The sequence below is a fragment of the Paenibacillus sp. J22R160 genome, from assembly GCF_059692135.1.
On the sequence record NZ_JCAUAU010000004.1, the window covers coordinates 382,858 to 396,692 of the forward strand.

The window sequence follows — 13,835 nt, forward strand, 5'->3', positions numbered from 1 at the left end:
TTCAAACTCTATTTTTCATCTTTTGCTGGTAGCGAGCAGCCTGCTGCTTGGCTAGTTCGTGATTCGGCTCTAAACGAACGGCTTCCATCACCGTTTGATAGGCTCTCCCGTAATCCTTACGGAAAGCAAAAGCTTCCCCAAGTATCAGATAGGCTTCAATCGTCAGAGGATCGAGCACAATTGCTTCCTTCAGCAAGAAAATCGCTCTTTCGGCATGCTCGGATTGCGTGCTTAACTGCCTGCGAGCTTTATCAACCAATTCTCTGGCGTGCAGCACTTGCAAATGATAGCGATACACTTGATTTTCTTGTTCCAGCTCGGTAGCCCTTGAAGCATGTTCAATGGCATTGCTTAGCTTATTGCTTCTTGCATAAGTTATCGATAGTTTGTAGTGATAGGCAGCATTGTTGGGTTCTGCGGTTATCGCTTTTTCAAACCATTCGATAGCCTTTTCGAAGTCTTGTGAAAGTATAGATTCGTACGCTTTCTGTATTTGATCTTCTCCATTCATCTGCCCATCCTCCTTATCGAAAGAGATTCTCCCTTCAGAGGGGATGGTATAGTTTATGAAGCTTATGTAATTTCGGTGTTAATTTTAGTCCATCTACCCGCATCTCTCGTATTGAACTTATGCATGATTTTATCATGCGCCTCAGTCAAATCAATCCCGAGCGAGTTCGCGAAGCAGATCGTTATAAACATAATATCGCCCAGTTCTAACTCAATGGAGTTGTCTGCTTCCGTGCTCTTTTTCGGTTTTTCACCGTAGGTATGGTTCACTTCACGGGCTAACTCCCCCACTTCTTCGGACATTCTAGCGAGCATAGCCAAAGGACTGAAATATCCTTCCTTGAACTGGGAAATATAAGTATCGACTTCCTTCTGTATATCTTTCAGCGTGCGCTCCGACATGTTCACCCTTCTTTCCTTCTTCTTCACCAAGATATCATTACTATGTTAAACTAAACAAGAAAAGTTGACAAATTTTTTTGACTGATGTGAACCATCAGGTATGGAGGAAACGAAATGATTTTTAAGGAACGATTTGCTGATCAATTTACCAATGTACTTGCCATTACGATTGGCACCGCGATTTATGCGTTTGGTTTACATTACTTTGTTATTTCAAATGAGCTCATGGAAGGCGGCGTTACAGGCATCGCTTTGCTGCTCAAATATGTGCTCAACGTTCCTCCTTCCATATCTACCTTAGTATGTAATATCCCCCTATTTTATCTCGGGTGGCGTGTTTTCGGGAAAGGAACCATGTTGTACACGATTTACGGCGTAGTTTCCTTGTCGTTCTTCCTCTGGGTGATGGAACAGCTCATACATAACAACTGGCTTATCCCGTTTCAAACCACACAGGATTACTTTCTAGTCACACTTTATGCCGGGATCACGTTAGGTACCGGACTTGGCCTTGTCTTTCGCTTCGGAGGCACAACAGGGGGCTCAGACATCCTGGCTCGGATCGGAAATAAGAAGAGGGGCTGGAGTGTCGGACAAGTCATCTTAATTATCGACGTTGTCGTAATTGGTACTTCCTTTCTCTATTTGCCAAAGGAGAAGGTCCTCTATTCACTTGTTGCCGTCTTTGTTACTTCCCGCCTCATTGATTACATATCCGAAGGCGCTCATGCGGCTAAGGCATTTACGATTATCAGTGAAGAAGCAGTGCCTTTATCTGAAGCCATTACAAAAGAATTAGATCGAGGAGTGACTTTGTTCCCAGCTAGGGGCGCTTACTCCGGCAACAATAAAGAAGTCTTGTATTGTGTTGTGTACCGCCATGAAACAAGACGTCTTCGCGAGCTCATACAGTCAATCGATCCTCGCGCTTTTATCATCATTGGGGAAGTCCATGATGTGATAGGCGAAGGCTTTAAGGCACAATAAAAAGGTTGAGCAGATGATGACATCTGCTCAACCTTTTTATATTAATCGCCAAGTTCCTTTTCCCGTGTTCGCGATTGCTTGATTGGGACGATATGCCGACCGGATTGATACATACGCCAGCCCACGAAAGATAAAACGCTAACAATGATAAGTCCAATCCCTGCAGACCAGATGATCGGATGCTTAGGGTCGGTTATGGGGACAAAAGCAATCGCATCCTTATTTTTTAAAAACAATTCATCAAGTACCTGACCTAAATGGTCCAGTCCTGTTTCCACTTGACGGCCTATCATCGGCTCACTCGTTATATTTTTTCTTAAAAAAATGATGATTGAATCAAGCTTTTCGACAGAGGAAGCATCCCGGCTAATCAATAAAGAAGGATGAATAATAGCAATATGCTGAGAAAGCTTCCCGAAGCCCGCAATGCTCTCTTGCTGCTTCCCAGCTTTTACAACCTGAGTTAATGCAGCCGTGTCATTTTGCAGCACTTTATAATATTGCAGCCACATGGGCTGATTTTTATGAGTAAGGGCATCCGTTGCGAGACGTATTTTGGCTACAGCCATTTGAGCTTCTTCCGGTGAGTAGCTCGCGGCATTATAGACTCTCTTGGCCTGCGTAATCGTTTCCGTTAACGCGTTAAGCCCCTCTACGGATGTAATTCCTTCAAATTGTATCTTTGGAATTTGATCTGACATCTGCATCAGCTTATTCCGCGCCTCAAGCACTTGACCGTCCATCGTTTGCTTGTACATCTCATCGGCAATTTGATTCAAAAACTCAACCCGCTTCAACTGTTCTGGATCTACTGGTTTAGCGGCTTGTCCAATCGTGCTGGTGCTAGCTGCGCAGGCAGAGCTTATACTTACGACTGCTGCCAGCAAAAGCGTGACCGTCAGCCGTTTAATTCCCCCGGTAAACATAAACATGGGACATCCCCCCCTTCACCATCATCATATGGAGGTTCGTCCCAATTTAGACCATCGGTTATGTGATTATCGTTGTTTCTTCTGACGCAAACCTAAACAGATGAATGCTATCAAAATACCTATAAGGCTTAAGCTGATTGTAAACCCTTCTATGGTTCTATAGTAGTTGTTTACAAGCACTTCAGGCAATCTAGGGAATACCCCTCGTTCGTAATCCATGAAGTCGTTCCAAAGCGTCCAACACATAACGAGTAGGATGGCAGGAATCCGGTAGGTATACCATCTAACGAATAATAGCGCTTCCACTGCCATTGCCAAATGCGAGCATGTAAGCATCCAACCATCCCAGCCAACGGGAACTCCTTGCCAAGCGCCTGCCCAGATCATGGTAACTGCCCAAATGCCATACTTAAATGATGTGATAAGAGCAAAGGCTTCTACAAAGGCTCTAATGGCTTGGTAAACTTTCCCGGTTCGTTTGCCCCAAGAACGGTCTGTAATCAAGTAACCAACTGTCAAAGTGAAGAATAAACTGGCTGTCGGACTATCGGGTACAAAATATACGTACCAAAGCGGAAATTCGGCTATTGTGTCCTCCATTTGCAGCCAATACCACTCATAACCATATATAGTCCCAAGCAGATTCGTAATGAAAAACAGCCACAGCATCTTTTTGCTTAATAAGAAATCCTTACTCCAAAAATAAGAAATGGACACGCCTTGATGCAAGGAAGTTCCTCCTCCGGTGATTTAAAAAAACCTGACCGCTTTCGCGATCAGGTTTCCCTATTTTATTGGGCCTTTTGTTTGGATAACCATTCAGTAAGCTTCGTGATATCGGCATCTGTTAAACCTTTATCAATGTTGGCTTGGTATTGTTTACCCATGTTACCCTTACCGTTTTTGATAATGTTCAAAATCTCATCTTGTGGATGTTTGTCACCTACACCAAGCAGCGCCGGTACGCCTGAAGCCGGCATACCTTTGAGTCCAGCACCATGACAAGACAAGCAAGTTGCTTTTTTGTAAATTTCAGCACCCGGATCATCTGCTGCTACGATAGCAGGAGCTTTCTTCGTATCCTTGGTTGCGCCGCCGCCAGCAGCTGCGCCTTTGTTAGCGTGCATTTCTTCTTCACGCTTAATGTGCTCAGGAATGATGTTTTTCTCTTTCAACTCAAATTGGTAGTGATCCCAAGATGTGTACGTCAAGTATGTACAAGCGATTAGAGATAAAATCATCAAGCTTGAAGCAATTGGTCTTCTGTAGAAGCGACGCTCTTTACCTGTATCCAAGAATGGAGCAAGCAGCAAACCGCCGAACAGTAAACCAGGTACTACAACCGCTCCAAGAACTACATAATCCCCGGATGTATACGGGTATTTCAATAATTGATACATGAACAAGAAATACCAGTCAGGCATCGGAATAAACGCCGTATTTTTAGGATCCGCAGGATAACCTAGCGGAGCCGGATCGGACATTACTAACACTAACATACCGACTAATACAACAACCCCTACCATCCACTCTTTTAACAAGAAGTTTGGAATAAAGGCTTCCGATTTTCCCGGATACGCAGAGTAATCGCGAGGAATTAATCTTTGTTCTTGTGTTTTCTTAATTACGCGGGAATCCCCTACGTAAACGATTTTCTCGTCAGACTTATGACCATGCGCCACGCTATTCGCCCCTCCCTAATTTATAGCGGTCCGGAAATACCTTGTTTGCGAATCATGAAGAAGTGTCCAGCAAGCAAAGCGAGCAGAACGCCAGGCAGGAAGAACACGTGAATGGCAAAGAAACGAGTTAGTGTTTGCGCACCAACGATGCTTCCGCCTTGCAGCAATGTTTCAATGTACGGACCTGCTAGAGGTACGGACGCTGCAATTTTCATACCTACTTGTGTAGCAAAGTATGCTTTGTTATCCCATGGAAGCAGGTATCCCGTAAAACCTAGACCTAACATAACGAAGAAAATGAGCATGCCTACAACCCAGTTCATTTCACGTGGTGCTTTGTAAGAACCTGTGAAGAACACGCGCAGGGTATGTAAGAACATCATTACGATAACTAAACTAGCTCCCCAGTGGTGCATACCTCTGACGATAACACCGAAAGCTACTTTATGTTGTAAGTAGTCAACGCTTGCATAAGCATTGATGATATCAGGTGTGTAATACATCGTTAAGAACATACCTGACAAGATTTGAATGACTGTGATGAAAAACGTCAATCCGCCGAAGCAATACACGAAAGCGGAAAAATGATGAGCAGGGTTTACGTGTTCTGGAACCTCATGATCTGCTACATCCCTCCACATAGGCGTAATATCAAGACGTTCGTCAATCCAGTTGTATACGTTTTTAAACATCTGACTGTGACGCCTCCTTATACTCTTGTGTTAGCATGCAGTTGTCCCACATAAACGAACCCATTCTCAACTTTGGTTGTGTATTCATCCAAAGGTTTTGGCGCTACAGCAAGGTTTTTACCATCTTGCGTATAGTGAGCACCATGACAAGGACAGAAATACTGATCTTTGTAAGCCGGGTTATCGTTCCAATTGACCGTACATCCAAGGTGCTTACAAGTAGGATTTAGTGCAAAGAGCTTGCCGCTGCCATCTTTGGAAATCCACGCAACCAATTCAGCGTCACTTTCGTACCAACCATCTACTTGATGAACTTGGAACGTAAATGATTGTGGTACATTTGTAATTTTACTTTCTTCGACAACTTTAACCCAATCTGATGCTGACTTCTTCTGAAGTACAGGATCTACCGCAAACCGAATCATTGGAATAATGATGCCGGCCCCCATGAATCCACCAGCGCCACCTAGGGTATAGGATAGAAATTGTCGACGAGACATTTCGCGTTTAGTCCCGGGTTTCTTCCCATGCTGTTCTTCATTGTGATTGTTATGATCACTCATTCTCAGGTCTACCCTCCTACATTGGCCGATGTCCAACCCTCTCGGACGTCAGTTACCTCTATCACGTGTCGTTCGACATTACACTACATAACTAGGACATTACTAATAATATCCTACGACTACTAGGTCGTCAAGAATCCAGAACTCCTTTTGAGCCATTGAAAACTTGGCGTTCGGACAAATTTTAACGAAATTGTCACAACTTTTTGGCAGCCAATGTACGCCATTACTCCCCTTATCCTGCACATTTTTTTTTCCAATAATACGCTTAACAGTTAAAGTTAATCACTATGCTGCCATAAGTGCTGGACTTGCTTAGAAATACTTGATTTGATCTGTTCGGATTGACTTGACCATTGCTCCATATCGACAGCAATCAACAAATCGGTTTGATCTGCTTTCCAGTTTGCAGCATCCGTATGTATGGTCAGTACAATGACATAGCGGAATCCCATTCTTTTTAAATGAAGGGAAAGGGCTTCTAGCTGGTCCCTTATGCTCACCGCTGTCATATAATGAAGCGCTGGGTACGTCACTACCCTACCTTTGTATGGAATTTCGATGGTTTCTAGTGCATCTCGGAGCTGTTCCAGAGCCAAAGTGACTTGAGCTGGGTCTTCGAATCCGGTCAACCCTGTTACTGGCAGCAAACATGTGTCCAAGTATGGTTTTAAATCGTGCCAATCTTGCGCAGAAATTTCATTAAACTTCAACCGTGCTTCCCCCTCTATCTTTTACCAAAAATGCGTTTGCTATGTAGCAATAGCCATCGCTTCTTGTACACTTTAATCTGTCTGCAAATGGCTGTCAATTGAACTGTCCGTTTGCCCGCGCAATGCTTCCAGCGCTTCCTCTAAATCCTGCTGTTTCACGACTAGATAAGGACTCTCCCATGTGCCATCCAGATGAATATACTGCACATTAGCAGGCTTATAATCACGGTACGATTTGGTTAAATATCGAAGTTGGTCCGCTGGGATGTCCGTCTTAATGGAACTTCCCATAATATCAAGCACCTTCCCCCATGCGGTTACGCCATTAAGTGAAGTTAATTTATCAAGCAATTCATTGAGCACAAACTGCTCGCGTTGGTTCCGCTCCATATCCGACGACTCCGCTGTACCCAGATTCGATTTGCGATAGCGGATATAATCAAGCACTTGTTTACCATTTAAGAGTTGCGTACCTTTTCTCAGATCGATATCTGTTCCGTCACTTTCATCCTGGTATTTCATATCCATATCAACATCTACTGTCATGCCGCCTAGTTGATCAATAAGCTTGCGAAATCCATCAAAATTAATTACAGCCATATGATCAATAGGAACTTGATACACCCTGCTGAACAGCTGCTTCGTTTCATCAAGGGCCGTTTCTTTGTTCTTATTATAATTATAAGCATAGAAATAATTAGCTTTATGGGATGTTTCTAAACCGGACTTTTCAGCAGCAATCTCAAGATCCCTAGGGATCGATACGACTGTCCCTTGATGAGTCACTGGATCCACGCGAAAAAGCATCATAACATCCGTATTCAGCGATCCTTGGCTTCCCGACCGTTCATCAACAGCCGTAAGCAGCATGGTAAGCGGTTTTTCATCATTTTCAGCCGTATTTGAAGTGTTAGATGTCTGTGAAGCCGGATAATTGCTTGTATAGTTGTCATTCGTTGTAGGCACGGTAGGAGCGGCTATTTGATCCAAGGCATGGTTCCATTTATTCATCAGAAAAGCGACATAGCCGGATGCAGCTCCGACAATGATTAAGGTTAATAGTAGAAACGTTGACAAAACTTTCCGTTTCCGCATGGTTTTCACGAGCATTCTCATTTGTATTCTCCTTTTGCGTCGCAATATAGTCTACTAAATCGACGTACGAAGAAACAAAATGGTTCTTTATTATCATCTTTCCAGCAAAAAAAGACATGTGAAATGGTTTCACATGTCTTTCGTCCCTATTGTGGCTGCCACCACGATCATTATCCTGAAGATTGCAATGTTTTAAGCTCAGATGTAAGAGCAAGGAATGTCGGTTGATCCCCTTTAGCTAACGCAAGATCAATCTCTTTATAGAGATTCTGTTCTTTATATTTGCGAATGGCATCATCCCAAACCATTTCCGCGAAAAGTGCCAGCAGCGCGTTGTTAGATACATTCATTTTTCCCATGAGACCTACCTCCAAATGTGTACGCGGTTTGTCAGGAGCTTCTTTTTCGCAAAAACATGAAAGTCCGTTCCTAGGTGTCTGCCAACCCTGTGTGCTCCTACTTTTATCATATTCACTCCGTACCTTAGCGCTTCGTTCAAAAGCCCGATTGATCAGGAATGTGCCTTTACCTACTACTTCCTAATTTCTATCCCCTTTAAAACGTGCGCTCTCTTGATCCAGAAAGAGGACAACCTTGTCTTCTTCAGCAACAAAAGTACCTTGAATCACCTTTGAACCCATCTTAGTTACCTGTACGACCATGCCGTTCTCTTGATCTTCTCCTATACGTATGAGCCCAAGATGCATCATCATTTGTAAAATGCGCTGTTCTACGATGGATTCCGAGCTGTCATAGTAAAATGGCTTAACCAATTTACATAACACTTCACTTAGTGAGGCTAAAGTGACCCACTGACCACATAAGCGGTCAACCCATCCTGCCAGGCTTTGTAGATTGGGGATCGGGTTCTTGTAGAGCCTAAGCCAGAACTTGTACACATCTGCCAGATTTTCTTTCTTACCTTCTAGCAAGCGTGCTTTTCCTTCTTCCGTTAAACTAAGTGCTTGGCCTTGTTCACTGATTAACTGACGGTAGTAGCAGTAATCATAGATGAATGAAAACCGGTTCGGATAGTCTTTAAACATGCGGCCATATCCGAAGCGCCAAGATCCTTTCGACACCATTTCCTCCTGCACAGACAAACGATCCAGCATTTGCTGAAGCTGCCTCTTGTACACGGAACCTTCCGTTGTTAGAGGTAATTGCTGCATTTGAGAAATGAACGTCAAGAAATGAAAGATATCATCAATAATGAGTAATTGCTCATCCCGATAAACGTTTGGCTCACTCGTCAGACTCAAGCTTTGTTTGAATTGTCCAGTAAGCACATCACTAAATTTTCGTTTCAAATCATTAGGTACATGAAACAAAAATTTCGTTTGCTGGGAATACCCATTAAACAACCAGCCGAGTTTCTTAAATTTAATGACCATGTCGCGGGGATTCCATTCAACCGATTCATCCTTCTGAAACCGCGATTGTTGAACTCTAGCGATCAGTTCTTCGATACTAAATGCGTTACGAGGATCGAAGAGCAGAGAATTCAAAAATCGGATGTCCTCCAAGTTCAAGCTTTGAATATGCTTCTCGAAAATCTCTCTGCGCAGGGCTGTGCTCAAAATCGATTGAATCAACTCGTTCTTTGAATGGCCATTGCACTCACACTCATAGGTGTTAGCGATTCGGCCTAACTCGTGAATATCGGCGTAGCTGAGCATGTCCGCTAGGTTCATTTCCATCTACATCCCCCATTTGGCGAAGCTTTCAGCTCCGTGGTTTCTAGTAACCATTATGGGATTTTTTCCCGAAAATATTCCAAGCCACGCAAAAAAAGCATGACTCTATAACAGAGTCATGCTTCTTGTCTGGCATTTATTCGTGTACGATTTCCAAGTGTGATAAACAATTGTACAACTGCAGCTCCCACCCTTTTTCTTGACGCAGCAGGATGGTTAGAGATGTATTTTGCAGGAATTGCTCGCTATCCATACGCAAAACTCTGAGTATCTGCACAATGAATCCGCCGTGAGAAACCAATAATATCTTCCGATTCGGATAGGCTTCAAGCAACTCGCCCTCTAGTTCGGACCAACGTTTCCATAGTTCATCATCCGACTCCTGGCCTAAGTCCTGAAGCTTCCATTCTGGCCCCCAGCGCTCTTCTCTTTCCGCTACAGTAGTCCCCTCGACCTGACCATATCTTCGCTCACGCAGCCGATTATCGGTACCGATAATCGGGATTCCCGATAGCTTTGACATGATTTGGGCCGTTTCCTTTGCTCGTTTCAAATCACTAGAGATGATACCGTCCCAGGATTCGTTGGATAATCGGATTCCAAGAAGCCTGGCTTGTCCTCTTCCTTCATCGGTCAAATCTGTATCCAACTGCCCTTGCAGCTTGCCTAAGCGATTCCATTCCGTGCTTCCATGCCGGATAAAGCCAATCGTTGTCATTTTGTTTCCTCCATCAGTCAATAAAATGAAAAATGCCCCTTCCGGAGCACTAGGCTTTTGTACGCGATAACCAGTTCATTATAATGATCGTTGCAATTAAACCCAAAATGGATACAACCAGTAAATAATGTGGATATGAATGAATCGGCCCTACATGGAATCGCAATGGCTCCATAAAGCTAGGGTTTAGACTTGCTACGGCATCAACCATCTTATGACCATTCATCGTTTCAGAGCCAGTCGGCTTCATGGCTTGCGGCGCTTGCAGATCGAATAACGTATTATCAGCAGCAGCTATCGAAGATTTTGGCGTGCCATCATAGACAACTGCGAATAAAAAGCTGAATACGAATAACGCTAAACAAAAAGCAATGACAGCCGTAAGATTGCGGCGAAGCTTGTAAGAGATCGTATACATGCGCTCGGAAACCGGAATACGCCATGATTCATCCTCATAAATTCGACTCATGACCTTGCCTGAGACCATCGGTTCATAATCAGGAAGCTCGCTCTCGATTGCAGCAGTACGTATGAGGATCGTACTTTCTTCCCAAATCTGAAATTCTTCTGCACATTCGGCACATGTAGCAATATGCTCATCCACCGCGGTACGTCGCAGGTCATCATTCGGCAAGTCCCAATACACCCCAAATAATTCCTGGATCTCACTACACTTCATCGCTGTTTCATCCCTTCGATTCTTCGAATATCGGTTCACTGAAGTAAGGGTCCAACTGTAGCTTGACAGATGCTCTAGCCCTGAATAATAGAGACTTCACCGAACTTACTGTTTGACCTAAAATGTTGGCAATTTCCTGATAATCCATCTGATCATACTCTCTTAAAATCAAAGCAGATCGCTGTTTCTCTGGCAAACTATTAATTGCATCTCGAACCATGGATACTTTCTCGTTTCGCAGCATAGCTTGCTCTGGCATGGCATCAAAAGATGCATGTGGCGTCAATCCGCTTTGCTCTAACGAAACTTGAACACTTTTATTTTTGCGCAGCTCACTCAAAACGGTATTCCGAGCAATTGTATACAACCAGGTAGAAAAGGATGCTTCAATCTCTCTAAAGGAGTGCAGACTGCGATACGCTTTATAAAACGTTTCGTTACACAAATCTTCTGCAATAGCTTCCATTTGTGTACTTTTGAGCATATGAAAGATGAATGCAAGGATTTTACGCTCGTAACGACGCATAAGCTCGTCATAAAGCTGAACATTTCCATCCTTGATTTCTCTGATCAATTGGGAATCGGTCATTACGTGGCGACCCTCCTAACGGTTCCCGGGTACCACTCCAACTGCTCATACATGTTGTACTGCGGTTAGAGTGAAAAGTTGCGTTCATTTGTAAAATAAATGTGAAAGGATCCATATGTAAAATATGACCTATTAAAGTCTTCTCGATAAATTGCGATATTCCTGCTCCATTCGACAAAATGTTGAAAAAATTTCACATTTCAGCTTGTCTGTTGAAAGCAACAACCCACCCTATCCATTATATATTAATTTCAGAAAAATATGGTATCTATGAGCAAAAAAAAACCGCCAAATTGGCGGCTGCACTTATGGTGCGATTATCGGATAGGAGTGGAGAGAAACCATACTGTACTTTTATTATATGTATACGGTTTCATTCTGTCAACACTTTTTTGAAAACGTTTACCTTGTCTTTTTTAAGCATTAAGAGTTGATCTGTTGTAGTTGATGCCTTTTGGATTGATTAATCAAATTATTAATGGAATGAGGCCGAATATAAGGACTTCCTGCATTAATACGTGGTATTTGCATCGGATCCGTTTGTATAGAAGTTAACCCCGCTTTGGTCGTGAATGCATATTTAACCCCGACTTCATTGAGATAGGAAATCGTAAAATCATCATAGCTGCCAAACGGGTATGCATAAGAGTCGATAGACTTTGCACCATTTAACTCTCGAAGCTTAGTCATGCATGTTTTGGTATCTGAAATAACTCTTTGTCTGAGATCTTCCTGTGTCTCGGTTACACCGTTATGCGTGATTTTGTTGTTCAACATAGGCTTGCCATCTTTCATGGCATGCAGTTGGTCCGAATGCAGCTGAAAATCAATGCTTGAAAACTCTTTTCTCATTTTCCTAATTTGATCTTTGGACAAGGATGGCAGCAATGTCGCTGTCGGGTTATCCAAATCTTTTGTAATCACAAAATTCACAGCTGGAATACGCATTTTTTTGAGAATAGGATAAGCGTTCGTATAGAAACTTTCATACCCGTCATCAAAAGTGATGAGAACCGCATTATCAGGAATTTTCGCTCCATCTTTCATAAAACTCTTGAACTGATCCATCGTAATAAAATTGTACCCTTGCCGCTGCAACGCACCTAACTGTCGCTCAAATAATTTGGTCGAAATCGTCACTGAGCCCTCAACCTGATCATCTACGTGATGATACACGAGAACTGCAACTTCCTTCGAGTAGATGACATTGTTCGCACTTACAAATGAGGGGAAAAAATTAACAAAAATAACAATAATAATTAACGTGCTTTTTAACATCATCCACAGCTTCATCTCGTTCGCCCCACACTTAGAAGTTTGTAATATTTATATGAACGATGTCATTATAGCACGAAGTTTTTTATTTGAGAATCAATTTCAATAGAATACAAGATAAGCTGATTCCCTCTCTTTTGGGACGTCCTAAAAGAGGAGAAATCAGCTTATTTGTGTGTACAATTTATTCTAAACATGAACCGCGTAAGGCCCGCTAAGCAGTTCTGCTGCGCGATCTGCGTCTTCCTGATTACGGAATGATAACCGCAAAACACCAGGCACATCTTCACGACTCTCAATAATTTGGATATTGCTCAAATTAATTCTAGCATTCCCTAATAGTGTCGTGATTTGTCCAATAATACCAGGATGATCCGGAATATCGACATAGATATCAAACAGAGATGTGATCATCCCTTTTCTGCGTTCAGGCAGTTGGCTTCTGAATTCACCGGCCATGCGGAATTGTTCAACGATCCCCTCGCCGTCACTATTCTCAATGAGTTCAATGAAACGGGAAATCTCAAGATTCCAGTCCGAAAGCAGCTTGAGCAGCACTTGCCGGTTATTTACTAGAATATCTCGCCAAATCATCGGCTCGCTTGATGCAATGCGCGTGATGTCTCTGAAGCCGCCTGCAGCCAGATTCTGATATAATGGGTTGGTTTCGTTATACCCTCTGACTTGGTTAACCAGCGCAACCGCAATAATGTGCGGCAGGTGACTGATCGCGCCAACAATATCATCGTGCTCCCGTGCACCGACCTGCACGATCTGTGCTTTCGTCGTCTTGAGCAGCTCGGTTAAGCGGTCAACCTCCGCCTGTGGTGTACCCTCTGCTGGGGTTAGCACATAGAAGGCATTTTCAAAAAGATGCGAAGATGCTGCCTCAACACCGTGACGTTCGGAGCCTGCCATGGGATGACCGCCAATAAAGTAAACGCCATCTTTTACAATAGTCTCTGCACTTTCCGTAATGGATGCCTTTGTGCTGCCCACATCAGTGATGATACAGCCTTTCTTGAGCGGGAGATTCATCAACTGTTGCACATACTCTTCTAACATCCCAACTGGCACGCAGAGAAAGATGTAGTCAGCCCCGTCTACCGCCTCAGCCATATTCGTTGTTGCAATATCAACCACATTCCGCTTGAGCAGTTTATCAACGGATTTCGGATTTGGAGAATGGCCGACAACGGTAAAACCCGGTTTTCCTTTGTAACATAAGGCCAGTGAACCGCCGATAAGCCCTACACCAAATATCGCAATTTTCGTCATAAGAGATCAACCTTTAATTTGTA

The 13,835-nt window shown here is 43.3% G+C and carries 17 protein-coding genes; 1 reads left to right on the forward strand and 16 read right to left on the reverse strand.

Annotated elements, in window-relative coordinates:
- Position 1: 1 nt before the first annotated feature.
- Together AC58UW_RS12435 and AC58UW_RS12440 are read right to left on the reverse strand one after the other, a co-directional pair.
- A complete protein-coding gene (locus AC58UW_RS12435) occupies positions 2 to 511 on the reverse strand; it encodes a tetratricopeptide repeat protein (protein ID WP_497420968.1) in 510 nt (169 codons plus the stop codon).
- A 62-nt stretch (positions 512 to 573) separates the two neighbouring features.
- A complete protein-coding gene (locus AC58UW_RS12440) occupies positions 574 to 912 on the reverse strand; it encodes a nucleotide pyrophosphohydrolase (RefSeq protein WP_127451427.1) in 339 nt (112 codons plus the stop codon).
- Positions 913 to 1,026: 114 nt separating this feature from the next.
- On the opposite strand from AC58UW_RS12440, the gene AC58UW_RS12445 reads away from it, so the two are divergent.
- Positions 1,027 to 1,899 (forward strand): YitT family protein, encoded by an 873-nt coding sequence (locus AC58UW_RS12445; RefSeq protein WP_497420969.1) that lies wholly within the window; start codon positions 1,027 to 1,029, stop codon positions 1,897 to 1,899.
- Between the two features lie 41 nt (positions 1,900 to 1,940).
- Here AC58UW_RS12445 and AC58UW_RS12450 read toward each other — a convergent pair whose 3' ends face one another.
- From AC58UW_RS12450 to AC58UW_RS12515, 14 genes are all read right to left on the reverse strand, one after another.
- Complete coding sequence (locus AC58UW_RS12450) at positions 1,941 to 2,831, reverse strand: sporulation protein YpjB (RefSeq protein ID WP_497420970.1); 891 nt, start codon at positions 2,829 to 2,831, stop codon at positions 1,941 to 1,943.
- Between the two features lie 66 nt (positions 2,832 to 2,897).
- A complete protein-coding gene (locus tag AC58UW_RS12455; RefSeq protein WP_497420971.1) occupies positions 2,898 to 3,560 on the reverse strand; it encodes a DUF1405 domain-containing protein in 663 nt (220 codons plus the stop codon).
- Between the two features lie 62 nt (positions 3,561 to 3,622).
- The gene (locus tag AC58UW_RS12460) at positions 3,623 to 4,513 is read right to left on the reverse strand and encodes a c-type cytochrome (RefSeq protein ID WP_497420972.1); all 891 of its coding nucleotides are present in this window, start codon (positions 4,511 to 4,513) and stop codon (positions 3,623 to 3,625) included.
- A 20-nt stretch (positions 4,514 to 4,533) separates the two neighbouring features.
- Complete coding sequence (qcrB, locus tag AC58UW_RS12465; RefSeq protein ID WP_127451419.1) at positions 4,534 to 5,205, reverse strand: menaquinol-cytochrome c reductase cytochrome b subunit; 672 nt, start codon at positions 5,203 to 5,205, stop codon at positions 4,534 to 4,536.
- 17 nt (positions 5,206 to 5,222) lie between these two features.
- Entirely contained in the window at positions 5,223 to 5,768 is a 546-nt protein-coding gene (locus AC58UW_RS12470) for a QcrA and Rieske domain-containing protein (RefSeq protein WP_497420973.1), read from the reverse strand.
- Positions 5,769 to 6,049: 281 nt separating this feature from the next.
- Positions 6,050 to 6,481 carry a DUF2487 family protein gene (locus tag AC58UW_RS12475; RefSeq protein WP_497420974.1) on the reverse strand — a complete coding sequence of 144 codons (432 nt, stop codon included), beginning with the start codon at positions 6,479 to 6,481 and terminating at the stop codon, positions 6,050 to 6,052.
- Positions 6,482 to 6,553: 72 nt separating this feature from the next.
- A complete protein-coding gene (locus AC58UW_RS12480; RefSeq protein ID WP_497420975.1) occupies positions 6,554 to 7,597 on the reverse strand; it encodes an LCP family protein in 1,044 nt (347 codons plus the stop codon).
- A gap of 149 nt (positions 7,598 to 7,746) precedes the next feature.
- Complete coding sequence (locus AC58UW_RS12485; protein WP_167053825.1) at positions 7,747 to 7,935, reverse strand: IDEAL domain-containing protein; 189 nt, start codon at positions 7,933 to 7,935, stop codon at positions 7,747 to 7,749.
- Between the two features lie 180 nt (positions 7,936 to 8,115).
- The gene (locus tag AC58UW_RS12490; RefSeq protein WP_497421197.1) at positions 8,116 to 9,270 is read right to left on the reverse strand and encodes a hypothetical protein; all 1,155 of its coding nucleotides are present in this window, start codon (positions 9,268 to 9,270) and stop codon (positions 8,116 to 8,118) included.
- A 139-nt stretch (positions 9,271 to 9,409) separates the two neighbouring features.
- The gene (locus AC58UW_RS12495) at positions 9,410 to 9,991 is read right to left on the reverse strand and encodes a histidine phosphatase family protein (protein ID WP_497420976.1); all 582 of its coding nucleotides are present in this window, start codon (positions 9,989 to 9,991) and stop codon (positions 9,410 to 9,412) included.
- A 49-nt stretch (positions 9,992 to 10,040) separates the two neighbouring features.
- Positions 10,041 to 10,670, reverse strand: coding sequence for an anti-sigma factor family protein (locus AC58UW_RS12500; protein WP_497420977.1), 630 nt, complete (start codon positions 10,668 to 10,670; stop codon positions 10,041 to 10,043).
- A gap of 7 nt (positions 10,671 to 10,677) precedes the next feature.
- Positions 10,678 to 11,259 (reverse strand): RNA polymerase sigma factor, encoded by a 582-nt coding sequence (locus AC58UW_RS12505; protein ID WP_145655289.1) that lies wholly within the window; start codon positions 11,257 to 11,259, stop codon positions 10,678 to 10,680.
- Between the two features lie 423 nt (positions 11,260 to 11,682).
- A complete protein-coding gene (locus AC58UW_RS12510; protein WP_497420978.1) occupies positions 11,683 to 12,552 on the reverse strand; it encodes a polysaccharide deacetylase family protein in 870 nt (289 codons plus the stop codon).
- A gap of 171 nt (positions 12,553 to 12,723) precedes the next feature.
- The gene (locus tag AC58UW_RS12515; protein ID WP_497420979.1) at positions 12,724 to 13,812 is read right to left on the reverse strand and encodes a prephenate dehydrogenase; all 1,089 of its coding nucleotides are present in this window, start codon (positions 13,810 to 13,812) and stop codon (positions 12,724 to 12,726) included.
- Between the last annotated feature and the right edge of the window lie 23 nt (positions 13,813 to 13,835).

Bases quoted from the DNA above. Each gene is read 5' to 3' on its own strand.
- AC58UW_RS12435 (WP_497420968.1), bottom strand. From the start codon at position 511: ATGAATGGAGAAGATCAAATACAGAAAGCGTACGAATCTATACTTTCA.
- AC58UW_RS12440 (WP_127451427.1), bottom strand. From the start codon at position 912: ATGTCGGAGCGCACGCTGAAAGATATACAGAAGGAAGTCGATACTTAT.
- AC58UW_RS12445 (WP_497420969.1), top strand. From the start codon at position 1,027: ATGATTTTTAAGGAACGATTTGCTGATCAATTTACCAATGTACTTGCC.
- AC58UW_RS12450 (WP_497420970.1), bottom strand. From the start codon at position 2,831: ATGTTTATGTTTACCGGGGGAATTAAACGGCTGACGGTCACGCTTTTG.
- qcrB (WP_127451419.1), bottom strand. From the start codon at position 5,205: ATGTTTAAAAACGTATACAACTGGATTGACGAACGTCTTGATATTACG.
- AC58UW_RS12470 (WP_497420973.1), bottom strand. From the start codon at position 5,768: ATGAGTGATCATAACAATCACAATGAAGAACAGCATGGGAAGAAACCC.
- AC58UW_RS12480 (WP_497420975.1), bottom strand. From the start codon at position 7,597: ATGAGAATGCTCGTGAAAACCATGCGGAAACGGAAAGTTTTGTCAACG.
- AC58UW_RS12485 (WP_167053825.1), bottom strand. From the start codon at position 7,935: ATGGGAAAAATGAATGTATCTAACAACGCGCTGCTGGCACTTTTCGCG.
- AC58UW_RS12490 (WP_497421197.1), bottom strand. From the start codon at position 9,270: ATGAACCTAGCGGACATGCTCAGCTACGCCGATATTCACGAGTTAGGC.
- AC58UW_RS12495 (WP_497420976.1), bottom strand. From the start codon at position 9,991: ATGACAACGATTGGCTTTATCCGGCATGGAAGCACGGAATGGAATCGC.
- AC58UW_RS12500 (WP_497420977.1), bottom strand. From the start codon at position 10,670: ATGAAGTGTAGTGAGATCCAGGAATTATTTGGGGTGTATTGGGACTTG.
- AC58UW_RS12505 (WP_145655289.1), bottom strand. From the start codon at position 11,259: ATGACCGATTCCCAATTGATCAGAGAAATCAAGGATGGAAATGTTCAG.
- AC58UW_RS12510 (WP_497420978.1), bottom strand. From the start codon at position 12,552: ATGAAGCTGTGGATGATGTTAAAAAGCACGTTAATTATTATTGTTATT.
- AC58UW_RS12515 (WP_497420979.1), bottom strand. From the start codon at position 13,812: ATGACGAAAATTGCGATATTTGGTGTAGGGCTTATCGGCGGTTCACTG.